The 24,821-nt window shown below is 73.2% G+C and carries 24 protein-coding genes; 11 read left to right on the top strand and 13 right to left on the bottom strand.

Annotated features, from left to right (window positions below; all coding sequences use genetic code 11):
• Positions 1-329: 329 nt before the first annotated feature.
• The gene (gene erm, locus Phou_RS13250; RefSeq protein WP_173058320.1) at positions 330-1,127 is read left to right on the top strand and encodes an ErmE/ErmH/ErmO/ErmR family 23S rRNA (adenine(2058)-N(6))-methyltransferase; all 798 of its coding nucleotides are present in this window, start codon (positions 330-332) and stop codon (positions 1,125-1,127) included.
• A 66-nt stretch (positions 1,128-1,193) separates the two neighbouring features.
• Here the strand turns inward: erm and Phou_RS13245 are convergent, their stop codons facing one another.
• On the bottom strand, positions 1,194-1,841 hold the full coding sequence (locus tag Phou_RS13245; protein ID WP_173056329.1) for a response regulator: 648 nt from the start codon (positions 1,839-1,841) through the stop codon (positions 1,194-1,196).
• Positions 1,838-3,061, bottom strand: coding sequence for a sensor histidine kinase (locus Phou_RS13240; RefSeq protein WP_246273523.1), 1,224 nt, complete (start codon positions 3,059-3,061; stop codon positions 1,838-1,840). Before Phou_RS13240 ends, Phou_RS13245 begins: the two co-directional genes overlap by 4 nt.
• Positions 3,062-3,129: 68 nt before the next feature.
• Here Phou_RS13240 and Phou_RS13235 point away from each other — a divergent pair, with 68 nt between their 5' ends.
• Positions 3,130-3,987 carry a class I SAM-dependent methyltransferase gene (locus Phou_RS13235; RefSeq protein ID WP_246273522.1) on the top strand — a complete coding sequence of 286 codons (858 nt, stop codon included), beginning with the start codon at positions 3,130-3,132 and terminating at the stop codon, positions 3,985-3,987.
• 280 nt (positions 3,988-4,267) lie between these two features.
• Here the strand turns inward: Phou_RS13235 and Phou_RS13230 are convergent, their stop codons facing one another.
• Together Phou_RS13230 and Phou_RS13225 are read right to left on the bottom strand one after the other, a co-directional pair.
• Positions 4,268-5,644 (bottom strand): Hsp70 family protein, encoded by a 1,377-nt coding sequence (locus Phou_RS13230; RefSeq protein WP_173056328.1) that lies wholly within the window; start codon positions 5,642-5,644, stop codon positions 4,268-4,270.
• The gene (locus Phou_RS13225) at positions 5,628-7,685 is read right to left on the bottom strand and encodes an Hsp70 family protein (protein WP_173056327.1); all 2,058 of its coding nucleotides are present in this window, start codon (positions 7,683-7,685) and stop codon (positions 5,628-5,630) included. Before Phou_RS13225 ends, Phou_RS13230 begins: the two co-directional genes overlap by 17 nt.
• A gap of 241 nt (positions 7,686-7,926) precedes the next feature.
• Between Phou_RS13225 and Phou_RS13220 the strand changes: the two genes are divergently transcribed.
• The 3 genes from Phou_RS13220 to Phou_RS13210 all read left to right on the top strand — a co-directional run bounded on the left by Phou_RS13220 (position 7,927) and on the right by Phou_RS13210 (position 10,438).
• Positions 7,927-8,508, top strand: a complete 582-nt coding sequence (locus Phou_RS13220) for a sigma-70 family RNA polymerase sigma factor (RefSeq protein WP_308784448.1) — start codon at positions 7,927-7,929, stop codon at positions 8,506-8,508.
• 37 nt (positions 8,509-8,545) lie between these two features.
• A complete protein-coding gene (locus tag Phou_RS13215; RefSeq protein WP_173056326.1) occupies positions 8,546-9,301 on the top strand; it encodes an anti-sigma factor in 756 nt (251 codons plus the stop codon).
• Between the two features lie 186 nt (positions 9,302-9,487).
• Complete coding sequence (locus Phou_RS13210; protein ID WP_218579011.1) at positions 9,488-10,438, top strand: methyltransferase domain-containing protein; 951 nt, start codon at positions 9,488-9,490, stop codon at positions 10,436-10,438.
• A 156-nt stretch (positions 10,439-10,594) separates the two neighbouring features.
• Here Phou_RS13210 and Phou_RS13205 read toward each other — a convergent pair whose 3' ends face one another.
• Positions 10,595-11,065, bottom strand: a complete 471-nt coding sequence (locus Phou_RS13205; protein ID WP_173056324.1) for a MarR family winged helix-turn-helix transcriptional regulator — start codon at positions 11,063-11,065, stop codon at positions 10,595-10,597.
• A gap of 44 nt (positions 11,066-11,109) precedes the next feature.
• On the opposite strand from Phou_RS13205, the gene Phou_RS13200 reads away from it, so the two are divergent.
• Positions 11,110-11,475, top strand: a complete 366-nt coding sequence (locus Phou_RS13200; RefSeq protein WP_173056323.1) for a VOC family protein — start codon at positions 11,110-11,112, stop codon at positions 11,473-11,475.
• Positions 11,476-11,510: 35 nt separating this feature from the next.
• Here the strand turns inward: Phou_RS13200 and Phou_RS13195 are convergent, their stop codons facing one another.
• Entirely contained in the window at positions 11,511-11,939 is a 429-nt protein-coding gene (locus Phou_RS13195; protein WP_173056322.1) for a CBS domain-containing protein, read from the bottom strand.
• A 213-nt stretch (positions 11,940-12,152) separates the two neighbouring features.
• Here Phou_RS13195 and Phou_RS13190 point away from each other — a divergent pair, with 213 nt between their 5' ends.
• Positions 12,153-13,076: an ABC transporter ATP-binding protein gene (locus Phou_RS13190; protein ID WP_218579010.1), complete on the top strand. Its 924-nt coding sequence runs from the start codon at positions 12,153-12,155 to the stop codon at positions 13,074-13,076.
• A complete protein-coding gene (locus Phou_RS13185; protein ID WP_173056320.1) occupies positions 13,073-13,495 on the top strand; it encodes a hypothetical protein in 423 nt (140 codons plus the stop codon). Before Phou_RS13190 ends, Phou_RS13185 begins: the two co-directional genes overlap by 4 nt.
• 181 nt (positions 13,496-13,676) lie before the next feature.
• Here Phou_RS13185 and Phou_RS13180 read toward each other — a convergent pair whose 3' ends face one another.
• The 3 genes from Phou_RS13180 to Phou_RS13170 form a co-directional block, all read right to left on the bottom strand.
• A complete protein-coding gene (locus Phou_RS13180) occupies positions 13,677-13,865 on the bottom strand; it encodes a DUF397 domain-containing protein (protein ID WP_371872116.1) in 189 nt (62 codons plus the stop codon).
• A gap of 56 nt (positions 13,866-13,921) precedes the next feature.
• Complete coding sequence (locus tag Phou_RS13175; protein ID WP_173056318.1) at positions 13,922-14,737, bottom strand: helix-turn-helix domain-containing protein; 816 nt, start codon at positions 14,735-14,737, stop codon at positions 13,922-13,924.
• Positions 14,738-15,024: 287 nt separating this feature from the next.
• Positions 15,025-16,515 (bottom strand): sensor histidine kinase, encoded by a 1,491-nt coding sequence (locus Phou_RS13170; RefSeq protein WP_173056317.1) that lies wholly within the window; start codon positions 16,513-16,515, stop codon positions 15,025-15,027.
• 109 nt (positions 16,516-16,624) lie between these two features.
• Here Phou_RS13170 and Phou_RS13165 point away from each other — a divergent pair, with 109 nt between their 5' ends.
• Positions 16,625-18,934 (top strand): cation-translocating P-type ATPase, encoded by a 2,310-nt coding sequence (locus tag Phou_RS13165; RefSeq protein WP_178134962.1) that lies wholly within the window; start codon positions 16,625-16,627, stop codon positions 18,932-18,934.
• Here Phou_RS13165 and Phou_RS13160 read toward each other — a convergent pair.
• Positions 18,894-19,556: a response regulator gene (locus tag Phou_RS13160; RefSeq protein ID WP_281365070.1), complete on the bottom strand. Its 663-nt coding sequence runs from the start codon at positions 19,554-19,556 to the stop codon at positions 18,894-18,896. The two genes, Phou_RS13165 and Phou_RS13160, sit on opposite strands and share 41 nt — an antisense overlap.
• A 350-nt stretch (positions 19,557-19,906) precedes the next feature.
• Between Phou_RS13160 and Phou_RS13155 the strand changes: the two genes are divergently transcribed.
• Positions 19,907-20,758, top strand: a complete 852-nt coding sequence (locus Phou_RS13155) for a S1C family serine protease (RefSeq protein WP_173056314.1) — start codon at positions 19,907-19,909, stop codon at positions 20,756-20,758.
• Positions 20,759-20,793: 35 nt separating this feature from the next.
• A complete protein-coding gene (locus tag Phou_RS13150; protein ID WP_173056313.1) occupies positions 20,794-21,378 on the top strand; it encodes a hypothetical protein in 585 nt (194 codons plus the stop codon).
• A gap of 54 nt (positions 21,379-21,432) precedes the next feature.
• On the opposite strand, the gene gnd is transcribed toward Phou_RS13150, so the two are convergent.
• From gnd to Phou_RS13135, 3 genes are all read right to left on the bottom strand, one after another.
• Positions 21,433-22,857, bottom strand: a complete 1,425-nt coding sequence (gnd, locus tag Phou_RS13145; protein ID WP_173056312.1) for an NADP-dependent phosphogluconate dehydrogenase — start codon at positions 22,855-22,857, stop codon at positions 21,433-21,435.
• An 88-nt stretch (positions 22,858-22,945) separates the two neighbouring features.
• Entirely contained in the window at positions 22,946-23,734 is a 789-nt protein-coding gene (locus Phou_RS13140) for a hypothetical protein (protein ID WP_173056311.1), read from the bottom strand.
• A 122-nt stretch (positions 23,735-23,856) separates the two neighbouring features.
• Positions 23,857-24,804 (bottom strand): helix-turn-helix transcriptional regulator, encoded by a 948-nt coding sequence (locus Phou_RS13135; RefSeq protein WP_173056310.1) that lies wholly within the window; start codon positions 24,802-24,804, stop codon positions 23,857-23,859.
• Positions 24,805-24,821 lie beyond the last annotated feature (17 nt).

Raw genomic sequence — 24,821 nt, 5'->3', positions numbered from 1 at the left:
GCGGAAATCCGATACAGGCTCCGTCGAGATTGCGCTAGCGTCGGTGCCATGCCACACGCCCTGCTCAACATGACCCCCGCCCTGATGGGTGCGTGGGGTCCTGCCTTCGTTGTCAGGCCTTGGCTGGTGCGTCCGGCCCTGGGCTGATCGCCGCACACTCACTCCGCGTTCTCTTCCAGGGCCCTCCGAGCCCTTAACCGTCTCGGACAGGCCTCGCTTTCGCGTGCGTTCGCACTGCCACGCTCCCGCCACGGCCTGTCCGCGCAGTGCCGGCCCCGCGTGTGGGCCGGTGGGAGAGGACGCCGGCAGTGGCGCACAACACCCAACCCATCCGAAACGAGCGCGACCGCACCCGGCGGGTGCTGTCGCAGACCTTCCTGAACGATCCGGGCGCGCTCGGCCGCGTGGTCCGCGCCGCCGCTCCGGGCCGCGGCGACCTGGTGCTGGAGGTGGGCGCCGGTGACGGGCGGCTCACGCGGCGGCTGGCCGAGGCGGCCGGGCGGGTCGTGGCGTACGAGGTCGACCCCGCCTTCGCCACCGCCCTCGCCGTGCCGGAGAACGTGGCCGTGCGGCACCAGGACTTTCTGACCGCCCGACCGCCGCGCGAGCCGTTCGCGGTGGTGGGCAACATCCCGTACGCGCTGACCGCACCGATCGTGCAGTGGTGCCTGCGCGCGCCGGCGCTCACGTCGGCGACGCTCGTGACCCAGCTCGAGTACGCCCGCAAGCGCACAGGCGACTATGGACGGTGGAGCCGGCTGACGGTGGCGACGTGGCCGGAGTTTCACTGGGGGCTGTACGGCCGCATCTCCCGGCGTGCCTTCCGCCCGGTGCCGCGCGTTGACTCCGGCATCCTGCGCCTTTCACGGCGGCCGGCGCCACTCGTGCCCGGCCGGGCGAGGGCGGCGTACCGGTCCTTTGTGGACCTCGGCTTCGGCGGCGGCGGCGGCTCACTGCACGCGTCGCTGCGGCAGCGCTACCCGGCGCGCAAGGTGGACGGCGCTTTCCGGGCCGCGCGGCTCGACATGTCCACAGTGGTCGGTCATGTGTGGCCGGAGCAGTGGCTGCTGCTCTTCCGCCTGCTGGGCGCGCCTCCGGGCTTGGGTCTTGCCAAACGCGGAGGGTGAGGCCGCGGGAGCAACGGTCCGGACCACCGCGGACATCGCGGTAGCTCACCTCTTCTGGATTTTGATCTAGGCGGTGACGCCCGATTGGACCGCGAGCACCGCGAGGCGCACCCGGTTTGGCGTGGCGGTCTTGGTCATGAGGCTCGCGATGTGCGTCTTGACCGTGGTCACGCCGAGGTGGAGGCGTTCGGCGATCTCGCCGTTCGACAGGCCCTCGCCGACGAGCGCGAGCACCTCGGTCTCGCGCGGGGTGAGGCCGAAGTCCGGCCGGGACGGGTCGGCGGGCGCCGAGCGGCTGTGCACCGCGGACGCGACGAGGCGGCGCAGCACCGCGGGGCTGAAGGGGGAGCCGCCCGCGGCCGCCCGGCGCACCCCGTCCAGCAGGTCTTCGGGGGCGGCGTCCTTGACCAGGAAGCCGCACGCGCCGGCGGCCAGCGCGGGGTAGAGGTGATCGTCGTCGTCGAACGTGGTGAGCACCACCACGCGCACCGACGGCCGCGCGGCGAGGATGCGCGCGGTGGCGGTGATGCCGTCGACGCCCGGCATGCGCAGGTCCATGAGGATGACGTCGGGCAGCACCTGCTCGGCGAGGCGCACCGCCTCGGCGCCGCTGTCCGCCTCGCCCACCACCTCGACGTCGGGCGCGGCGGTGCAGAGCATGCGCAGGCCGGCGCGGACGAGGTGCTGGTCGTCGGCGAGCAATACCCGGATCACGCGGGGGCCTGCGCCGTCTTGGGGTGGCAGACCCGCGCGGACCGCCTGGGCGCGGGCGGCGACGCCGACGGCAGCAGCGCGGAGAGCCGCCATCCCCGTCCCTCGCGGCCCACGGAGAGCGAGCCGCCGAGCAGCTCGACCCGCTCGCGCATGCCGACCAGGCCGTGGCCCGGCACGTCGCCCGCGGTGGGCAGCGCCGGCGGGCTCGTACCGCCGTCGTCGACGATCTCCAGCAGCACCGTGTCGTCGGGTGTGAGGCGCATCGAGATCTCGGCGTGGGCGGCGGTGCCGGCGTGCTTGGCGACGTTCGTGAGGCCTTCCTGGGTGAGGCGGAGGACGGCGAGCCCGCGCACCGGATCGAGGTCGCCGACCGCCGGGTCGACCGACGACGCGATGTCCAGGCCCACCTGCCGGCCGCGTTGCACCACCTCGTCGAGCGCGGCGTGCAGCTCGCCCGGCTCCACGAACGGCGGCGTGTCGCCCACCTCCGGGTCACGCAGCACCGTCACCAGCCGCCGCAGGGCGGAGAGGGTCGCGGTGCCGCTGCCGTGCACGTCGTCGAGCACCTCGCGCACGCGCGGGTCGTCCGCCGGCAGCACGTGCCGCGCCACGCCCACCCGCAGCACGATCGAGGCGACGTGGTGTGCCACGACATCGTGGAGTTCACGGGCAATCGCCGTACGCTCCGTGGCCCGCGCCGCCCGCGTCTCCGACAGGCGGCGCCGCTCCTCCTCGGCCACCCGTTGCTGCGCCTGCGCGGCGGTCTGGCGCAACGAGCGGATGTACGCGCCGATCAGCACCGGCGCGCCGACCATGACCGCGGCGCGGTAGAGGAGCGAGGGGATGCCGCCGCTGGGATGCAGGACGTACACGGCGGTGGGTGCGAGCGTGCCCACCAGGACTTTCCAGCCTGTGCGGCGCATGGCGAGCTCGAAGAGGGCGACGGCGGTGGCGACCTTCACGACGACGGAGGCGTGGGTGCCCACCTGGTACGCCACGGCGAGCAGGCCGGCCTGCACGATGGGCGTCGCCAGCGGCCACCGCCCGCCGCCCGCGCTCGCCCCCACCGCCGCCAGCGCGATGATCCAGTCGGCGAGCGTCGGCGGCGAGTCGGGAGCGCGCAGCAGCGTCAGGTAGCCGACGGTCAGCACGAAAAGCAGCGTCAGGCGCGCCGGCCAGGCCCGCTCGTCGAAGAGCCGGCCGATCCACTGGGTCACCACATCCGAACAGTAGGCCGCTGACGGACAAGGTGGCCTCCTGCTGTGGCAGGAGACGACACAATGGGCCGGTGACGAGTGAGGATCCGTACACGGTGGTCTGGTCGGAACAAACTGCGCATCTCGGTCGTCTCGCCGGCGAGGAGGCCAGCTGGTACGCGGCCACCGCGGCCGCCCTCGTCCGCCCCGGCGACCGCCTGGCGGTGGACGTGGGGTGCGGCGGTGCCGGCATGACCCGCGCACTCGCGACAGCCCTCGGCCCCGGTGGTCGCGCGGTCGGCGTGGACGGCGAGCCGGCGATCCTGGCCGTGGCGAAGGAGCGCGCGCCGGACCTCGAGTTCGTGGCAGCCGACCTCGACGGCGACCTGACCGACCTGCGGGCCGCGCTCGGCGAGACGGCCGACCTGGTGTGGGCGTCCGCGTCGGTGCACCACGCCGGCGACCAGCAGGCGGCGGTCAACGCGCTGGCCGGCCTCCTGGGCGGGGGCGGCCGGCTGGCACTGGCCGAGGGCGGCCTGCCCGCGCGGCACCTGCCGTGGGACCTTGGCGTCGGCGAGCCCGGCCTTGAGGTACGGCTGGACGCGGCGCAGGACCGCTGGTTCGCGGCGATGCGGGCGGGGCTGCCGGGGTCGGTGCGGATGCCGTACGGCTGGAGCGAGTGCCTGCGCCGCGCCGGCCTGACCGAGGTCGCCGCCCGTACGACGCTCTTCGAGCGCGAGCTGCCGCTTACGGACGCTGAGGTCAACCGCGTGCTGGACAAGCTGGCACACCGGGTCGACCACCTGCGCCCGGCGGGGCTGCTGGACCCCGCCGACCTGGACGCCTGGGACTGCCTGCTGGACTCGGCGGACACCGCGTGGCTCGGCCTCCGCGACGACCTCTACTGGCTCGACGCCCGCACCATCCACACAGGACTCCGCGCGGCGTAGAGTTCGCGGCGGTCTCGGCGCCGTCGCGCGGTCGGCTTCGCCCCGGTGCGTGCGGTGTCTTCCCAGCTCACGGTGCCCGCGCGGTAAGGCAATTGATGAGGCAGGATGCAAGATCCACCTAGCTGATCTTCCCTACCCCGTGCTTCTGCAGATCTTCGAGGCGGGAGTGCGCGAGTCCGCCCGCGGTTCGCCGCCGTCGTCGCGGTGGGGCGGCTACTAGCCTGCCGACTCGCGCGGGCCACGGGCCGCACGACGCGCGGCCACCGCTACGAAACGCGGGCTAGGGGCGGGCTAGTGCCAGCCACTCGTGGGCAACCACCTCGGAGCCGGGCGTGGCCAGCAAGCGGTCGAGCGTGCCGGGCGTGCGGGCGGTGAGGTCCCACAAGGCCCCGCCGGGCAGGCGGACGCGGGCCAGTGGCACGCCCGCCACGTAGGCCTGGCCGGGCGCGACGAGCCAGCGCAGCAGCTGTGCCGAGCCGCCCGGGATGGCGAACGACAGCGGGATCGACGGCTCGGGCGAGGTGACGGCGGGCACGCGGCGAGGGCCGCTCCGGGGGAGCCAGTGGGCGGCGCCGCGGACGGCGGCGAGGTCCGGGTCGTCGGTCGTGCGGAGGGGGAGCCGCAGGGTCTGCTGCAGGAGGTCGCTCACGGCGGGCATGCGGGAGCCGCCGCCCACGGTGAGGACCGCCGCGACCTGGTGTGGTGACACCCCCAGGCGGGCGAGCAGGTCGGTGCAGCAGGTGACGGTCCGGCTGAGCAGCGGCGCGGCCAGCGTGCGCAGGTCGGCCTGGGTGAGGCGGTAGGCCGGCGCGTTGGGCAGGAAGAAGTCTTCGACCGAGGGCGCGGCGCTGAGCTGGTGCTTGAGCCGCTGGGCGAAGTCGGTGACCGCCATGCCCAGGCGCATCGTGGCCGGATCGGTCGGGCCGGCGGACGAGAGCAGCGGCGCGAGCCACGCCTCGCCCTCGGCGTGCACGCGGGCGGCGAGCAGCGCGTCGATCTCGCGGCCGCCGCAGTCGTCGAGGGTGGCGTGGCCGAGCAGCTCGTGCCACCGCTCGCCGATGCGCAGGAGGGCGGCGTCGAAGGTGCCGCCACCCAGGTCGTACACGAGGAGGAGGTCGCCGGGAACGAGGGGCGGGCCCGCCACCGGCGCGAACGCGGCGGCGACCGGCTCGGGCAGCAGCTCCACCGTCTCCAGGCCAGCCGCCTCCGCGGCGGCGATGACGCGGGCGCGGCGCGGGTCCGCGCTCGTGTACGCGGCGGGCACGGTGAGCAGCGTGCGGGTGATCGGTGCGCCGTGGAGCCGCTCGCCCTCCAGCCGCAGCGCCGCGAGCAGCGCCACCACCTGCTCGACCGGGCGAAACCGGTGGCGGCCGAGCACCACCGAGACGTCGGCCGCCAGCCCGCGCTTGAACTCGGCGGCGAACGACTCGGGCTCGGCCCGCTTGCGCCGCTCGGCCAGCGTGCCGACGAGCATCTGCTGCCCGTCCCACAACACGGCGGACGGCCAGGCGGCGGCGCCACTCACCGGATCGGGCACCGGCACCGACTCCTCGCCGGCGACCACGACGGCGGCCGACGTGGTGGTGCCGAGATCGACCACGAGCACGGGGGTGTCGCGCGGGCGCACGGACTGCGGGGGCTCAAACATGCCAGACATCGACCAGGCTCCTGCCCTCGGACTCCCAGCTGGCGAGCAGGTGGCGCCCATCGGCGCTGAACCCGGCCAGCGCCTTGCGGTCCGGCCGCTCGCCCGCCCGGAACACCTCCTGCTCGGTCGCGACGTCGTGCACCAGCAGCACCCACGAGCCGTCGCTCGCCTCCAGCGTGGCCGCGCGCAGCTGCCCGTCGGGGCTGGCGACCGTGGTGCCGAAGCCCTGACCGCGGCTGCGGCTGGAGTAGTCGGGGTGGCGGCGGGTCCACGCGTCGTCGGAGACCTTGTCGAGGCGGTCACCCGTGCGCAGGTCCCAGATCGTGTAGGTGGCCCGGCGGTAGCGGCCCACCGCCTTGCCGCCGGCCTCGGTGGCCAGCCGCCACTCGACCTCGTTGACCCGCACGTCGGAGGCGCCGGCCGGGTCGCGGAACCGGGTCACCAGGCCGCCGCTCTCCAGATCCCAGACGCGGAACCAGCTCTCCGAGTCCCAGGAGACCAGGCAGAGCCGCCCGTCCGGCCCGACGAACACCCGGCCGCCCACCGGTGTGGCGCCACTTGCCTCGGGGACGAACTCGCCGGTCACGGTGGGGTCGCCGACGGTGCGGTACCGCACGTACCGCCCGGCACCGTCGCACTCGACGAGCCGCTGCCGGTCGGGGGTCAGCAGCCACGAGCCGGCGACGTCGAGCCGGTGCTGGTGGGGAGGCGGGTGCTCGGCGAGCGCTTTGGGTGTCTTGGCCGCGGCGGCGACGAGCACCGGGCCGACCTGCTGGCCGGCGGCGGCCCGATGGGCGAGCAGCGTGCCGGCCTGGGGCGCCACCAGGTCGAACACCCGGTCGTCCGGCGCCCGCACGCGAGCGACGACGGCGCCAGCCTGGTAGGCCTCGCCTTCGCCGACCACCCACCGCACCAGCTCGCCCCGGCCGCCCGGAATGTCCCACGCCACGGGCTCGATCCGCCAGCTCGGCCGCTCGGCGGGCACCGCGCGGCTGAGCGCGCCGATCGACCACCGGGCGGCGCCGCGGACCACGCCGAGCTCCGGATCGGCGGCCCGGCGCACCGGGTGGCCGAGCGTCGCGCGGAGGGTGTGCTCGGCCGCCGGCATCCGCGCACCGCCGCCGGCGAGCACGACCGCGCCCAGGTCGGACGGTGCGGCGCCGGCCGCGGCGAGCACGGTGTGGCAGCTCGCCGCCAGCCAGCGCAGCGCCGGGTCGGCGAACGCGGCCAGCCACTCGCGGGTCAGCCGGTACGGCGGGCTGATCGGCGTGAGGTGGTCGGAAACCTCCTCGGCGTCGGCGAGCTGGTGCTTGAGCCGCCGCACGAAGTCGACGGCGTCGTAGTAGGCCCGCAGGCCGGCGTCGCCCGGCGCGGCGAGCAAGGGCTCCAGCCAGGCACGCCCCTCGGAGCGGAGGTCATTGATCAAGACGGCGTCGAGGTCGTGGCCGGCGGCCGAGGTCTCCTGTGCAAGCTGGACAGTGTGGTTGCCCCGCACCTGCACCAGCGACGCCGTCCAGGTGGCGCCCAGCGTGCAGGCCAGCACCAGCGCGCCGCCCGGCAGCCCGCCACCGGTCTCCGGGTCGAGCGCGACCGCCACCGCGCTCGAGACAAGCTCCACATAGGAGAAACCGGCCGCCTCGCCCGCGGCGGTGAGCACGTCTCGGCGAGGGTCTCCGGTCAGGTACGCCGCGGGTGTGGTGAGCGTCACGCGGTGGACCTCCGCGCCGTACTGCTGGCGGGCCTCGCCTCGCACGGCCGTCAGGTAGGCGGCCAGCGCCTCGCCACCGGTGACCTCCCGCCCGTCCAGCCACATCGAGGCCTGCGCGTCGACCGCTCGCCGCGGCCCGTCGATGTAGCGCCGCGGGATGGCCCGCTTGCGCCGCTCGGCGGCGGTGCCGACCAGGCAGCCGGCGTCGTCGAGGCACACCGACGAGGGCCAGACGAGGCTGCCGGTGCCCGGCTCGCGCAGGAGCCCGGACTGGTCACCGACGACCAGAGCGACGCGGGTGGCAAATGTGCCGACATCTACCACCAGAATCGGCTCGCCCATGAGCGGTCCTCTGAGGGAGTTTGATTTGGAGGCGGCTGGGAGTTCGAACTACAGGGAGTTCCGGCATAGTTTCCGCGAGTCTTACGGCCGCGTCCACCCTCCGGAAGGCTACGCAGAGGCTAAGTGGACGATATGCGCGCTGCGGAAACAGGTTGGTAATAATCGATCGGGCAATCCCTGTACCCTACGGCTCCGAAGTACCGATATGGGCGCGCAGATGATCGGCGAGAGGCTGGCATTCATGAGCGACGGCGCCAACGAAGGGTTGCGTCGGGCGGAGCACCTGTCGGCCGTACCCACGCCGCCTGACCCTTCCACGGAGGCCAACGAGCTGCTGCGCGCGGTCGCGCGGGGTGACGAGGCCGCGTTCACGCGCCTCTACGACCTCGTGGCCGCCCGGGTGTACGGGCTGGCCCGGCGCGTCGTGCGCGACCCCGCCCAGGCCGAGGAGGTGGCGCAGGAGGTGCTCGTCGAGGTGTGGCGCACCGCCGGTCGCTTCGACCCGGAGCGGGGTTCGGCCACCGCGTGGATCTTCACGATCGCCCACCGCCGGGCCGTCGACCGCGTGCGTTCCGAGCAGGCCGGCGCCGAGCGGGCCCGCAAGCTGGCCGCCGCGCAGGGCGAGACGCCGTACGACGAGGTGGTCGACCAGGCCACCGCACACCTGGAGCAGCAGCAGGTGCGGCGGTGCATCCAGACCCTCACCGGCCTGCAGCGCGAGGCGATCACGCTCGCCTACTACGGGGGTACACGTACCGCGAGGTCGCCGAGATGCTCGGCACCGCGCTGCCCACCATCAAGACGCGCATGCGCGACGGGCTGATCCGGCTGCGCGACTGCCTGGGCGTGGAAGTGACAGCATGACGACGGACGTCCACGCGCTCGCGGGGGCGTACGCGCTGCACGCTCTCGACGACGTCGAGCGGGCCGCCTTCGCCCGCCACCTCGCCGGCTGCGAGTCCTGCGCGCACGACGTCGCCGAGCTGCGGGAGACCGCCGCGCGGCTGGCCGACGGCGCATGGTCGGTGCCCCCGCCCCGCCTGCGGGACAACGTGCTCGCCGAGATCCGCCAGACCCGGCAGGTGGCCGCCGAGCGCCCGGACCGCAAGGCCCGCGCCACCTCGCCCTCCGCCGGGTGGCGGCGGGGTCCGATCGTGGCCGCCGCGGCCGCCGCCGTGGTCCTTGCCGCGGGCACGGGCACGGTTTCCTACATCGCTCAAGAGCAGCGGGTACGGGATGAGCGCGCCACCGCCGAGGCCCTGCGCGCCGAGGCGACCCGGGTCGAGGCGGTGCTCGCCGCGTCCGACGCGCGGCTGCGTTCCGCGCCGGTCACCGGGGGCGGCCAGATCACGATGGTGCTCTCCGAGAGCTTGGACGAGGGTGTTGTCATGCTCTCGGGTGCGCGGCCGCCCGGCGACGACCGTGCGTACCAGCTGTGGGCCGTCACCAGCGGCGGACCCGACTCGCGGGGCGTGCTCACGCCCGGCGAGGGCGGCGCGACCAAGCTCATCGACAGGATCCGCGGCATGGACACGCTCGGCGTCACGATCGAGCCCGATACCGGCTCGAAGACGCCGACCGCGCCGCTGGTGGCGAGCGTGCCGGTCGAGGGCTGAGAAATATCGCTTCCGCCCGCCGCTAACGTGGGCCTGTGACGTTCTTCTTCCTCGCCCGCTGACCCCACCTGCGGGTCGCGGGCCTGACCCCACCGCCGGTGATGCGGGGCGGCGACGTGCCGTCCCGGGTCCTGCCGCGGGAGAAGAACGATGCACGCGCGCCTCCTGGCGCGGACGGTGCGAGGCATGGAGACCCTGGTCGCCACCGAGATCCGCGAGCGCGGGCTCGGTCAGGTCGACCTGATCGGCCACCGCGAGGTGCACTTCACCTCGCTGGATGCGGCTGCCGCGATCCGTGCCCTGCCCACCGCCGACGACGTACTGCTCGTGGCCGCCGTCATCCACGGGATCGGCCACACGAAAGAAGACCTCCGCCGCCTGGGTGAGCTGGGCGACCTCTCATGGGCACCCCGCCGGCCGCTCGACGTCTCCGCCACGGTCGTGGGCGCGCGCCGCTTCGGCCGGTACGACGTCGAGGACGCCGTCGGGGTGCACCTGTCGAGGGTGCTCGGCGTGCCGTACCACTCGCGGCGCGGCGGGGTGCGCCCACCACCCGGCACCACCTCGTGGCGGGTGACGATCGAGGGCAAGCGGGCCACGGTTGCGGTGCGCCCGGGCGACCGGCCGAGTCACCGGCGTGACTACAAGCGGGTGGGCGTGCCCGGCACGCTGCACCCGCCGGTGGCCGCGGCGATGGTCCGGCTCGCCGCCGTCGCGCCGGGCGACGTGGTGCTCGACCCGTGCTGTGGCGCCGGCACGCTCCTGATCGAGGCCGGCGGCACCGGCGCCCGCCTGCTGGGTGTGGACGCGGACCCGGCCGCCCTGCGCGCGGCGACAGCCAACGCGGGCGCACTGGCCGCCCGCTGGCTCCACGCCGACGCCGCCGCCCTCCCACTGCGGGCATCCACTGTGGACCGCATCGTGGTGAACCCGCCCTGGGACCGCCAGGTCCCGGCCACGGGCGCGCTCGCCACGGACCCGTCCCGCCTGTGGTCCGAGGCGCGCCGCGTCCTCCGGCCGGGCGGCCGCCTTGTCGCACTGCTCCACGCGCCGGCGCCCTGGCCGGTGCTGGCCCGCTACCCGATCCGCCTGTCCGGTGCCGAAGCGCAGATCGTGGTCGCGGCCGCCCCGCCGTGACCCGTGCCTGCGGCGGGTCTTGGCGCGCGGGCCCGGCAGCGGAGGGCGGGGGTTTCGGCGAGCCCTGGCGAGCCGCCGGCCGGAGCGGTGCCCGCGGGAGCATGCGGTCCGCAGGTGACACGGGCGCGGGCAGATCCATGCCTGGATCGGCGCTCTTCAGATGCGGGCGGCGATCAGCTGGGCGGCGCGGCGCAGGGTGGCCAGGTCGCGGGCGGAGGCGCCTTCCAGCAGGGCGGCCACCGCGCGCACCCGCGCCGCCCGGCCGCGCTCCAGCAGGCGCCTGCCCGCCGCCGTCGGCGTGACCAGCACCACTCGGCGGTCCGTCGCGGAGCGCTCGCGGACCACCAGGCCGTCGGCCTCCAGGGCGGCGACGAGCTTGGTGATCGCGGGCGGTGAGACCTGCTCGATCGCGGCCAGGCGGGTGACCGGCTGCGGGCCGGCGAAGACGACGACGGACAGCAGCGAGGCGCGTGGGCCGTCGAGGTCCATGCCGGCGTCGTGCGTGCGCGCCGCGCGCAGCAGGCGCAACGCCGCGGAGTGCAACAGGTTGGCCGTCTCGTGGCGCTCGTCGGCGGGCACGCCGGCGGGGCGGGCGGGCAGCCGTGCTTGCCCCGACTGCTTCACCATGGTTAACCTTTTACCACAGTTAAGCACTCGCCCGGGAGGTGGCCATGGCGCTCGGTCCGGTGGCCCAGATCCACATCAGCGTCCGAGACATCGACCGTTCGGTGGGGTTCTACCGTGACGTGCTGGGCATCCCGCTGCTCTTCCAGGTGCAGGGCCAGCCGATGGCGTTCTTCGCGAGCGGCGACGTGCGGCTCTACCTCGGCGTCCCGGAGTCCGAGGAGTTCGCGAGCCGCTGCACGCTCTACTTCCGCGTCGACGACATCGAGGCGGAGCACGCGCGCCTTGTCGCGGCGGGCGTCGAGTCATTCGGGACGCCGCACGTCGTGCACCGCGACGGCGCCACCGAGCTGTGGATGTCGTTTTTCGCCGACCCCGACGGGCACAAGCTGGGGCTCATGCAGGAGCGCTGACGGGGGCGCGGCGGCCGCGCCCCCGCCGGGCGCCGTCAGCTGGTGGGCTGAGCCGAGTAGATGCTCTCGGCAAAGTGGTGAAGGCGGTGCTCGTCGAGGTGCACCGCGAGGTCCGCTTCGCTGATCATGCCGACGATGCGCTGCCCCTCCATCACCGGCAGGCGGCGGATCTTGTTGCTCTCCATCAGGCGCAGCACCTCGTCCTGGTCGGCGTCCACGTCGACCCAGATGGGCGTGCCCTGCGCCATCTCGCGTGCGGTCATCTTGCGCGGGTCGCCACCCTCGGCGATGCACCGGATCACGATGTCGCGGTCGGTGATGATGCCGTGCAGGCGGTCGTCCTTGCCGCAGATGGGCAGGGCGCCCACGCGCATGTCCCGCATCATCCGGGCCGCGTTGGCCAGCGTCTCGTCCTCGCTGATGCACTCGGCTCCCGCATGCATGATGTCGCGAGCTGTGCTCATGGTGCCTCTCCTTCCTCCGGCCGCGTCGCCGAGGCCGGCGGACGAACGGCGCTCGCGCACTGCCCGAGGCGGAGCGCCTCAGCCCTCACCGTAGCCGCCGCGCCAGGCCCGCGAAGGGCAAAGCTGGAAGCCGGGCCACCTGACGAAAGTCAGGGTGAGGGGGTGACGATCGGGCCCTGCGGTGGGGCGCCCGCCGTTCGTAGCGTCGGCCGTATGACCATCACCGTGACCGGACTGACGAAACGGTACGGCGCGACCACGGCGGTGCACGACATCTCGCTGAGGATCGCGCCGGGCCGGGTTACCGGCTTTCTCGGGCCGAACGGCTCGGGCAAGTCCACCACCATCCGCATGATTCTCGGCCTGGACCGCCCCACGGCGGGCAGCGCGCTCGTCAACGGCAAGCCGTACGCGGAGCTGAGGGATCCACTTCGGACAGTGGGTGCGCTGCTCGACGCCCGCGCGGTGCACCCCGGCCGCAGCGCGCGCAACCACCTGCGGGCGATGGCGCGCAGCAACGGCATACCGGAGCGGCGGGTGGGCGAGGTCCTGGAGACGGTCGGCCTCAGTCACGTGGCGCGCAAGCGGGCCGGCGGCTTCTCGCTCGGCATGAGCCAGCGGCTCGGCATCGCGGAGGCGCTGCTCGGCGACCCCGAGGTGCTGATCTTCGACGAGCCGGTCAACGGGCTCGATCCCGACGGAGTGCGCTGGGTGCGCCAGCTCATGCGGGCGCTGGCCGCCGAGGGGCGCACGGTCTTCGTCTCCAGCCACCTCATGAGCGAGATGCAGCAGACCGCCGACCACCTCGTCGTGATCGGCAAGGGCCGGATCATCCGGGACGCGCCGATCGCCGAGGTGATCGCGGGCAGTTCGACCACGGCCATCCGGGTGCGCACCCCCGAGGCGGAGGCCCTGCGCTACCGGCTGGCGGCCGCGGCGATAGCGGTACGCCACACCGGCCCCGACGAGCTCACCGTCACCGGAGCGGGGCTCGAGCGCATCGGCGACCTGGCGTACGAGGCGGGGGTGCGCCTGCACGAGCTGAGCCGGCGGGACGCGTCCTTGGAGGAGGCGTATCTGGAGCTGACCGCGGCGAGCGTCGAGTACGCCACGCCGGTGCCGGGGGAGGGACGTTGAGCCAGCCAACGAAGACGCTCGGCTCCGCTCCACGTTTCCGCGGCGGCCCGGCGACGGCGGGTGCCGAATGGGTGAAGCTCTGGACGGTGCGCTCCACGTGGTGGTGCCTCGCGAGCAGCCTGCTGCTGATGGGCTGCACCGCCTTCCTGCTCGGCAACGACTTCGCGTACGACCTGGAGCACCCAGACGAGCAGGCGGTGCGGGACACGACCGCCACCCTGCAGTCGGTCGTGGACCCGGCGGCGGCGTCGGTGTCGCTCGCCCAGTTCGCGCTGATCGCCCTCGCCATGCTGGTGATCACCTCGGAGTACTCGACCGGCGCTATCCGGTCGTCGGCCTGTCCATGGTGGTGCCCGATCCGGTCTCCGACTACCTGCCGGGAGTCGCCGGGGGCATGTTCGTGGCGGACGGCGACGTGACCGGCGGCCTTGTGCTTGTGGCGTGGACGGCGGCGATCGTGGCGGCCGGCTACGCCGTCCTCAGGCGGCGCGACGCCTGAGTCGTTCCGGGCGTGCTCTCCGAGACGAGGTCGCCCACTACAAATACGCCTGAGACGAACTGCGGGAGTGCGGCGACCGGCCGCACTCCCCGCTCCAAGGGCTACCGGCGGTCGAACTCGCCCAGCGCGATACCCTCCAAAAACTCCTGCCAGCGGTCTTGGTGGAAACCGAGCACCGATCCTCCGCTGTCCTTGCTGTCTCGCATCTGGACGGTGGTGGCGTCACGGCGCGCCTCCACACAGTCACCGTTGTTGTAGCTGCGCGAGCTCTTGCGCCAAGAGTTCGTCAACACAGACTCGTTCTCACATTCTTAGGGGGCTTCTTGCATGGCGAGTTCGATCTTAGTTATCGACTCGCCTGGATCGAGCGCGAGACGGTTAAATCGCGCGAACGTTTCCTGATACGGGCGGATGCTACCGGCGCGTTCAAATCGCCCCCGGCGAAATCCTCGACGTACACCGTTTCGGGGGTATCGGATTCCAGATAGATCACGACGAAGTGGTGGAAGCTGCCGAGCGGCTGGGTGTCCTCGTCGAGCAGGATGCGCAGGTCCACGTTGGGCAGATTGGCAGCCTCGATCAGGTGGCGCAGCTGGTCGCGCATGATCTGGCTGCTGCCGACCCGCTGGCGCAGCACGCCCTCCTGAAGCACGAGCGAGAGCTGCAGCGGGTCCGGCTTGCGGAGCACCTCCTGCCGCCGCAGCCGCACCTGGATGCGGTCTTCCACCTCGCGCCGGCTGAGCTGGGGGATGCCGCTCTCGACCAGGGCCCGGGCGTACGACTCGAGCTGGAGCAGGCCCGGCACGACCATCGGCTCGTACGACTCGAAGCGGGTCGCCTCGTCCTCGAAGCCGACGAACGTCGCGTACGCCTCGGAGATCGTGCCGCTGAACTCGCTCCACCAGCTGCGCGCCCGCCCCCGCTCGGCGAGGGAGAGCAGCTCGGCGCGGCGGCCGGCATCGTCCACCTGGTACAGGTCGAGGAGGTCGCGCAGATCCCGGCCGCGGATGCCGATACGGCCACCCTCCACACGGGATATCCACGACGCGGAACGTTCCACTTGCTCGCCGACCTGCTCACCGGTCAGCCCCCGCTCCTGCCGCAATGTACGCAGAGCGAGTCCGAGCCGGCGGCGCTGGACGGTCGGGCTCGTGCCCTCCACGACTCCTCCTCCCGCACCCGGGACACGACACTTTGTGAACTTGTACAACCGCGGCGGCACGGATCCAAGCCCGCCGGGCGAAACGTACCATGAATGATCATGTTGAGTCTCTTGCAAATGCGACTCGCACAAGCCATAGTCATGTGACGGGAGCGGCGGGCTTCCTGCCAAGCCTGCCAAGCTGCCTCCAGCCCCCGCTCCTACCAATTTCCGGCCGGGTCGGCGGCACCGAGGGCAAGGGCGCCCCGTGTCGCCACCCGGCGCGGACCTGTCGGAAACGAGACAGGTCACGCGCTGGGGAGAGCGTCCTTCGCCACCAAGCGGCCGTCCGCGAAACAGAGGCGGTAGACGTCGAGTCGTGCGCGCAGCATGTCTCCGTGTGACCGGTAGTAGCGGCAGTCGTCACCGGGACCGTCCTCGCGATCCGGCGCGTCCAGCCACTCGCGGTCCGGGAGCACCCGCTCCACGTCCGCCTGGCTCATCCCGACGCTGAGGCGGGAGTACTCGTCCGGCGGCAGCACCGAGTTTGCGGTCGCGTGGGCGAAGTAGGCCAGCGCGGTACCGCCGATCACGATGCCCAGCGCGACCGGCACCGCGAACGCCGCGATGAGGCCGCGCCGTGCCTGCCGCTGCACGAGTCGCCGCCGGTCGGTCGAGGTCTCCGGCGCGGGCGGGGCGGGCGTCGCCGTGTACGGCAGGCGGGCCACCACCTCGAAGCCGCCGTCCGGCACGCGGGCGGCGCTGAGGGTACCGCCGGCCAGCCGCACCCGCTCGGTGAGCCCGACCAGGCCGCGCCCGCCCGCCACGCTCGTGGGGAGGGGGCCGGCGGGCGGTGGCCCGTTTCGCACGGTCACCGTCGTGTCCGTGGCGCCGCGCTCGATCCGGACCGTGACCGGGGCGCCGGGGGCGTACTTGTTGGCGTTGGTCAGCGACTCCTGCACGACCCGGTGCGCGGCCCGGTCGACCATGGGCGGCAGCGGGCCGGCCGCCCCGTCGCGGTCGAAGTCGACGGCCATGCCCGAGTCCTTCGCCCGCCACACGAGCTCGGCGATGTCCTCGTCCACCGGCCGCACGGGTGCCGGGTCGGTCTGGTCCCGGAGCACACCGATGATCTCGCGCAGCCGCTCGGTGGCGGCGCCGGCGCTGGCCCGCAGTTCGGCCGCGGCACCCCGGTGCCGCTTGTCGAGGTCGGGGTCGAGCTCCAGCGCGCCGGCCCTTAGCGCGATCAGGCTGAGCTCGTGGCCGAGCGAGTCGTGCATGTCCTCGGCGATCCGCGTCCGCTCGCGCAGCCGCACCTGGTCGGCGGCCATCCGCTGCTCGCGCTCGAGCTGCTCGGCGTGCTCCCAGCCGGCGGCGACGAGATCCTGCTGCTGCCGCCGGTAGCGGCCGACGAGCCAGGGAAAGAGCCCCGCGTACACGAGCACGCCGGCCATCTGGGTCCAGACGATGAAGCCGGCGTCAACGAGCACGTACGGCGTGGCGACGGCGACGATCGCCAGGAAACCGACGGCGGCCGGGATCACGCTCGCCATCCGCCGGCCGACCAGGTAGCTCACCACGGGCAGCGCGAAGGAGAAGTTGCCGTCCACGGCGGTGAGCGCGACCACGACGAAGAGCGAGGCGAGCGGGTAGCGCCGGCTCACCGCCACCGCCGCCGCGAGCGCGGCGATCGAGAGCAGGAGGAGCCAGAGGGGGTACGCGTTGTGGCCGGGCCAGGAGATCGCGACGGGCAGGGCGAGCACCACCCAGAGCAGGATGTCGGTCGCCACGCGTCGCACAGCCTCGACGTTAGCCCTGCTCCGGCGCCACCAACCCTGCCGAAAGTCAGGGTCACCCGACGACGATCGGCCGGGGCGCTCCCCGCCGCCGCCCACCTACCGTGGCCCCATGCTGCGCGTGGAGACCGGCCTGACCGCGCCGGAGGTGGCCGAGCGGATCGCCGCCGGGAAGGTGAACGACGTACCGGCCAGGTCCAGCCGGAGCGTGGGCGAGATCATCCGGGCCAACCTGTTCACCAGGATCAACGCCATCATCGGTGTGCTCCTGATCATGATCTTGTCGGTCGGTCCGATCCAGGATGCCCTCTTCGGCGGCGTGATCATCGCGAACACCCTGATCGGCGTCATCCAGGAGCTGCGGGCCAAGCGGACGCTCGACCGGCTGGCGATCGTGGGCGCCGCCCGCCCGGTGGTGCGCCGGGACGGCTTCGCGGTCGAGGTGGACGCCTCGGAGATCGTGCTCGACGACCTGATCGAGCTCGGCGCCGGCGACAAGATCGTGGTGGACGGGGTGGTCGCCGAGGCCGAGCACCTGGAGGTGGACGAGTCCCTGCTCACCGGCGAGGCGGACCCGGTCGTCAAGCGGGCGGGCGACCAGGTGCTCTCCGGCAGCTTCGTGGTCTCCGGCGCCGGCTCGTTCACCGCGACGAAGGTGGGCCGCGAGGCCTACGCGGCCCGGCTCGCCGAGGAGGCCAGCCGTTTCACGCTCGTCGACTCGCAGCTGCGCAACGGCATCAACACGATCCTGCGGGTGGTCACCTGGATGATCATTCCGACCGGGCTGGCGCTCGTGGCCAGCCAGGTCGCCGTCAACTCCGACGACCTGCCCGAGGCGGTACGCCGCATGGTCGGCGGCCTGGTGCCGATGGTGCCGGAAGGGCTGGTGCTGCTCACCTCGGTGGCGTTCGCGGTCGGTGTGATCCGGCTCGGGCGGCGCAACACGCTCGTGCAGGAGCTGCCCGCGATCGAAGGGCTGGCCCGGGTGAGCGTGGTCGCGCTCGACAAGACCGGCACGCTCACCGACGTGGAGATGGCCGTGGCCGAGGTGCGGCCGCTGGGTGAGGGCGCTGCGCAGGCCGGGGCGGTGCTCGGCGCGCTGGCCGCCGCGGACGAGCGGCCAAACCCGAGCATGCGGGCAATCGCCGCCGCATGCCCTGAGCAGCCACAGTGGACGGTGGGGGAGCGGATGCCGTTCTCCTCCGCTCGCCGCTTCAGCGGGGCCACGCTCACCGCGCCGGACGGGACAACGGCCACCTGGCGGCTCGGCGCGCCCGACGTGCTCCTGCCGGCGGGGCACGAGGCGCTGTCCGAGGCCGACGGGTACGGCGCGCGCGGGCTGCGCGTGCTGCTCCTCAAACGGGACGACACACCGGTGGCGCTGGTCGTGCTCGCCCAGCGGCTGCGCGCCGACGCGCCCGAGACGCTGCGGTACTTTGCCGAGCAGGGCGTGGCGGTCAAGGTGATCTCGGGCGACAACGCGCTGTCGGTCGGCGCGGTCGCGCGCTCGCTGGACCTGCCCGGCGCGGACCGCCCGGTGGACGCGCGCACGCTCCCGGACGACCGCGAGGCTCTGGCCGACGCCGTGGCGGACGGCACTGTCTTCGGCCGGGTGGGGCCGCAGCAGAAGCGCGAGATCGTCGCCGCGCTGCAGGCCCGCGGTCACACCGTCGCGATGACCGGCGACGGGGTGAACGACGTGCTCGCGCTCAAGGACGCCGACATCGGCGTGGCGATGGGCTCGGGCAGCCCGGCGACCCGCGCGGTGGCTCAGATCGTGTTGCTGGACAACAGCTTCGCCGCGCTCCCTTCGGTGGTGGCCGAGGGGCGCCGGGTGATCGGCAACATCGAGCGCGTCGCCAACCTCTTCCTCACCAAGACGGTGTACTCGGTGCTGCTCGCCGTCATCGTCGTGCTGAGCCAGGTGCCGTACCCCTTCCTGCCCCGCCACCTGACGCTGATCGGGTCGCTGACGATCGGCATACCGGCGTTCTTCCTCGCGCTCGCGCCCAACACCGAGCGGGCGAGGGGCGGCTTCGTCGGGCGGGTGCTGCGGTTCGCGGTGCCGGCGGGCGTGCTCGCGGCGGCGGCCACGACCGCGTCGTACCTTGCGGCTCGCGGCGTCTACGACGGCAACCTGGACGCCGAGACGTCCGCCGCCACGCTCACGCTCTTCCTTGTCGCGCTGTGGGGGCTGGCGATCATCGCGCGGCCGTACACCTGGTGGCGGGTCCTGCTCGTGGCCGCGATGGGCGGCGCCTTCGCGGTGGTGCTGGTGGTCCCGTTCCTGCAGGACTTCTTCCAGCTGGAGCTGGTCGGCGGCCGCGCGCCCGGGCTCGCGGTGGCCATCGCGGTGGCGGCGGGCCTGCTGCTGGAGGCCGTCACTGCTCTGATGCGACGAGGCCTGCCTCGTAGGCGATGATGGCCGCCTGCACGCGGTTGCGTACCCCGAGCCGGGTCAGGATTGCGCTCACGTAGCTCTTGACGGTGCCCTCCACGAGGAAGAGGCGCTTCGCGATCTCCGCATTGGACAGTCCCGCGCCGACCAGCGCCAGCACGTCGCGCTCCCGGTCGGTCAGCGCGTCGGTGCGGGTGCGGGCGGCGGCGCCGCGGGTCATGCGGCCGTCGCGCAGCTCGCTGATCACGCGGTGGGCCACGCGCGGCGAGAGGTACGCGGCGCCGCCGGCCACCGCGCGCACGCCCGTGATCAGCTCGCGCGGGTCGCCGGACTTCAGCAGAAACCCGCTTGCGCCTTCGCCGAGCGCGCGGGCGATGTAGTCGTCCTCGCCGAACGTGGTCAGCATGACCACCGCCGTCTCCGGCGCGACACGGTGGATCTCGGCAGCCGCGGCGAGGCCGTCGAGGCGCGGCATGCGGATGTCCAGCAGCGCGACCTGCGGGCGGTGGGCGAGCGTGAGGTCGACCGCCTCCCGGCCGTCGCCCGCCTCGGCCACGACGTCGATCTCGGGGTCGGCGGCGAGGATCGCCTTCACGCCGGCACGGATCATGGCTTCGTCGTCAGCGAGCAGCACGCGGATCACCAGGCCGACGCTACCCGCCCTGATCGATATGGCGGCGATATGGGCGAGCTTGCGCCTCGATGCGATCCTTGACCGGTGACCACTGCGCACGGTCCCGGGGGAGGTGGCCCGGGCTCGGACGAGCCGACCGGTCGGATTCCGTTTCCGGTCCAGGGTGGGGCGGCCGCACCGCCGCCCCTGCCCACGCAGCCACCCCGCCCGTCGCCGCTCAGCCCCAGCCCCAGCCCGCGCACCTGCCGCCGCCCGGCTACCCGCAGCCCGTGATGGGGCCGCCGCCGGTTGCCGGCCCGCCGCCGGTTGCCGGCCCGCCGCCGGTTGCCGGCCCGCCGCCGGTTGCCGGCCCGCAGCCAGTGATGGCGCCGCCGCCCGTGGTGCGGCCGGTGTCCGGCGCCGCGGTATCGGGTGCGCCGGCGGCGCCCAAGCCGCGCCGGGCCGGCTTCGTGCTCGCCGCGGTGGCGGTCGTGTTCACGCTCGCTCTCGGCGTGGTCGCGATCGTCCAGGCCCGCCAGATCAGCGACCTGCGCGGCGACCTTGCCTCGGCCCGTGCTGACGCAGACCGTGTGCAGGCAAGTGACGACCAGCGGCTCGACAGCCTGGAGGGCCAGGTCAACCAGCTCGGTGAGCAGGCCGGCCGGGTCTTCGACCCCCAGGCGGTGGCGGCGGCCGTGCTGCCCAGCGTCTTCCGCATCACCGCCGGCACGCTGACCGGCACCGCGTTCGCGATCGGCAGTCCCAGCTCGGGCAGCAGCCGGCTGCTGACGGCGTACCACGTGGTGCGGGAGGTCTGGGGCAGCGGCTCCAACCGGGTGGAGCTCGAGCGCGACGGCGAGACCTACTCTGCGACGGTGACCGATGTCGACCAGGCCAACGACGTCGCCGTGCTCTCGGCGCCGTTCGAGCTCGCCGGCCTCGCGACAGCCACCGAGCCGGTCAAGTCCGGGCAGCAGATCGTGGTGATCGGCGCGCCGCTGGGGCTGACCGACAGCGTGACGGTCGGCGTGGTGAGCGCGCTGCGCAAGGGCGAGGGCGGCGCCGGAGACCTCATCCAGTTCGACGCCTCGATCAACCCTGGCAACTCCGGCGGCCCGGTGGTCAACACGGCCAAACAGGTGGTGGGCATCGCCAGCCTCAAGGCCAAGGATTCCGAAGGGATCGGGTTGGCCACCCCGATCCAGGTCGCCTGCACGAAGTTTCGGGTCTGCTGACCCTTACGAAGTCCAGCCCCTCAGGAGGAAGAGCGATGACCCACCCCGGGTACCCGCCGGAAGACCCGCAGCAGCAGTACCCGCCGCAGTCGCCGGCCTACCCCGGCTACCCGCCGCCGCCCCAGCCCACCGGGAGCTGGCCGGCGACGAGCACACCGCCGTACGCCGTCTCCGGTGCGCCGCCGGCCACCGGTGTCGCGTACGGGCAGCAACAGCAGCAGCCCGGGCGGGCGCCGATGCTGGTGGCGGTGGTGGCGGCGGTCGCGCTCTTCCTGCTGGCCGGCGTGATGACCGGTCTCTACGTGGCCAAGAGCAGTCAGCTCGGCGACACCCGGGACACGCTGAGCAGCCAGGTCTCCGACCGCGACGAGACCATCAAGGCCAACAACGACAAGATCACCCAGCTCGAGTCGGACCTCACGAAGGCGAAGGACGAGTCGACCAAAAACAAGGAGTCGCTCGACAAGGTCACCAAGGAGCGCGACGTGCTGCTGCCCTGCATGCGCCGCTTCGTGGAGGCGCTGGACGCGGCCGGCTCCAACAACGAGGCCGCGCTCGACACCGCGCTGCGGCAGGCGACCACCGCCTGCCAGAAGGCGCAGGGCGAGGTCGACTCCTAAGAATGCGAGCGGCGGGCCCCGACCCGGGACCCGCCGCTCTCCAACTGATCCGCGTCAGCCGGCGACCTCCTTGCGGTCACCGCCCCACAGCACGTGGTAGCTGCCCTCGCGGTCGACGCGGCGGTACGTGTGGGCGCCGAAGAAGTCGCGCTGGCCCTGCACCAGCGCGGCCGGCAGCCGCTCGGCCCGAAGGCCGTCGTAGTACGCGAGCGCCGAAGCGAAGCCCGGCACCGGGATGCCCAGCCAGGTCGCGGACGTGACGACGCGGCGCCAGGCGTCCTGCGCGCCCCGCACGGCGTCCTGGAAGTAGTCGTCGACGAGCAGCGAAGGCAGGCCCGGGTTGCTGTCGTAGGCCGCCTTGATGCGGTCGAGGAACTTGGCCCGGATGATGCAGCCGCCGCGCCAGATCGTCGACATGGCGCCGGGGTCGATGCTCCAGTTGTACTCGGCGCTGCCGGCCTGGATCTGGTTGAAGCCCTGCGCGTAGGCGACGATCTTCGACGCGTACAGCGCCTGCTCCACGTCTTCGACAAGCAGGTCGGAGTTGCCGGCCGGCACCGGGCCGGGCAGCCGGCGGGCGGCGGCGCGCAGGTCGGCGTCGCCGGACAGCGAGCGCGCGAAGACGGCCTCGGCGATGCCGCTGACCGGCACGCCAAGGTCGAGCGCGATCTGCACGGTCCAGCGGCCCGTGCCCTTCTGCTCGGCCTGGTCCTGCACCACGTCGACGAAGGGCTGGCCGGTGGTCACGTCGGTGTGCGCGAGCACCTCGGCCGTGATCTCGATGAGGTACGAGCCGAGCCGCCCCTCGTTCCAGCCGCGGAAGATGTCGGCGATCTCGGTCGGCTCGCGGCCGGCGCCGCGGCGGAGCAGGTCGTACGCCTCGGCGATGAGCTGCATGTCCGCGTACTCGATGCCGTTGTGCACCATCTTGACGAAGTGGCCGGCGCCGTCCGGGCCGACGTGGGTGCAGCACGGCGTGCCGTCGACCTTCGCGGAGATGTCCTCCAGCAGCGGGCCGAGCGCCTCGTACGACTCGGGTGAGCCGCCGGGCATGATGCTGGGCCCGTGCAGCGCGCCCTCCTCGCCGCCGGAGATGCCGCAGCCGACGAAGTGGATGCCACGCTCGCGCAGCGCCTGCTCGCGGCGGCGGGTGTCGGTGAAGTGCGCGTTGCCTCCGTCGACGATCATGTCGCCCGCCTCAAGCAGCGGCGCGAACTCGTCGATCACGGCGTCGGTGGGCGCACCGGCCTTCACCATGATCACGAGGCGGCGCGGCCGCTCCAGGCTGGCGACGAACTGCTCAGCGGTCTCGGCCGGCAGGAAGGTCCCCTCGTGGCCGAACTCCTCGACAAGCTCTTTGGTCCGGCCGTACGAGCGGTTGTGCACCGCCACGGGATGGCCGTGCCGCGCCAGGTTACGCGCGAGGTTGCGGCCCATGACCGCCAACCCCGTGACCCCGATGCGCGCCAACTCCGTCATTAGGTCTTCCTCCCTCACGGCCGAGCAACGGCTCGATTCTGCCCTACATACGCAGTCTGCCCGTCAGGAGTTGAGGTCAACGCAGGGGTCAGCGCCGTTCCCGGATGGTGCGCGCGGCGCCGCCGCGCCAGTCGCCGCGCATTCCGGGGCGACCCGCGGGCTTGCGCAGGAGCTTGCTCCGCGCGCGCAGGAGCAGCGTCAGGCCGAGGAAGACCATCATCCCGCCGACCGCGAGGCCCACCGGAAGCAGGCCGGAGCCCCCGGTCTTGGCGACCGGTGTGGTCGGATCGGCGATGTCGCCGGCGATCGGCGCCTCGGCCTCCTCGGTCGGGTCGCCCGCCTCTTCCTGGCTCGGTGTGGGTGAGGGAGAGGGCGCGTCGCCCTGGACGTTGCGGGTGGTGGTGTCGCTTTCCAGGAACTCGTTGCGGGCGTCGTACGCCTCGGCGCGCAGGGACACGCGGCCACCGCCGGCGTCGTCGTCGAACCGGAACGTGTACCGCGCGGTGACCGTGCGGTTGCGGCACAGCGTGCCGGGGTCGAGCCGCTCGTCGGTCAGCCGCCCCTCGGCGCCGTCGGCCTGGAAGTCGACCGGAAACGAGCCGTCTTCCTCGCGGCGGTCGACCGTGAGCTGGTCGAGGCTCATGTTTTCCACGCTCACCACCAGCGACCAGCGCACCTTGATGCACTCGCGGGTGCGCTTGGTGGCCACCACGGTCATCTGGGCCGGCGAGGCGCCCGCCTCGAAGCGGCCGGTCACCTCGGAGATCCGCACAGTGACGCCCTGCGCCGCGGACGCCGGGGAGGCGGCCACGGCGGTGGAGACGACGAGGACGCCGAGCACCAAGCCCGTACGGCCCGCGAACCGCCACACGCTCATCACCCCAAGAGACCCAAACCTCCAGACGCCACGCTATGGCGGCCCGTGGGGAGGTCGAAAGGTGCCGTATTCGCGCCTTTCGCGGATGAAGGACATGACAAACACGACTAGTGGTGAACCGGTCACCCTGCGGCTCTGGCGAGTCGCCGCGCCAGCGTCCTGATGTGCTCGACGAGCTCGGGCGGCTCCAGCACCTCGAAGTCGATTCCCTTCAGCCCGACGTGGATCGCGATCTCGTCGAGCGAGTTGGCGCCGGTGTGCAGTACGCAGCTGCGCTCGTCGACAGCTTCCAGCCGCCCGACCGTGGGCGAGGCCACCTCGGCGACCGCGTCGAGCGGCGCGTGCATGAGGATCCGCGCCTGGTAGCGGTACGGCGAGGAGGAGACCGACTGGGACACGTACGCGGCGGCGTCGGCGGGCAGCTCGCGCGGCTCGAACCGGGGACCGGTCGGCGTGCGCGGGACGAGCCGGTCGACCCGGAACGTGCGCCAGTCCGAGCGACCGGTGTCCCACGCCACCAGGTACCAGCGGCGTCCCGTGTGGACCAGCCGGTACGGCTCCACGTCCCGCCGGCTCTCCGTGCCGTCCGGCTGCCGGTAGTCGAAGCGGAGGCGGTGGCTGTCCCGGCAGGCGGCCGCTATCGCGGTCAGCGTCGCGGGATCGACCGTCGCACCGCCGGCGGTGAGCGGCACGGTGACGCTTTGCAGCGCGTTGATGCGGTGGCGCAGACGGGAGGGGAGCACCTGTTCCAGCTTGGCGAGTGCCCGTACCGACGTCTCCTCGATGCCTGCCACGGTGCCGCCGGCGGCCGTGCGGAGGCCGACCGCGACGGCGACCGCCTCCTCGTCGTCGAGCAGCAGCGGCGGCAGCGCGGCGCCTGGGCCCAGGCGGTAGCCGGCGACGCCGGGCACCGCGTGCACCGGGTAGCCGAGACCGCGCAGCCGGTCGACGTCCCGCCGGACCGTGCGGGGCGTCACGCCCAGCCGCTCCGCGAGCTCCGCGCCGGACCAGTCGCGCCGGTTTTGCAGCAGGGACAGGAGCTTGAGCAGGCGCGCCGAGGTTTCCCACATGCGCTTGAGGTTGCCAC

The sequence above is a fragment of the Phytohabitans houttuyneae genome (genome assembly GCF_011764425.1).
GTDB classification, from domain to species: Bacteria; Actinomycetota; Actinomycetes; order Mycobacteriales; family Micromonosporaceae; genus Phytohabitans; species Phytohabitans houttuyneae.
Note: the sequence above shows the minus strand (reverse complement) of the source record. Positions and strands in the feature narration are given on the sequence as shown.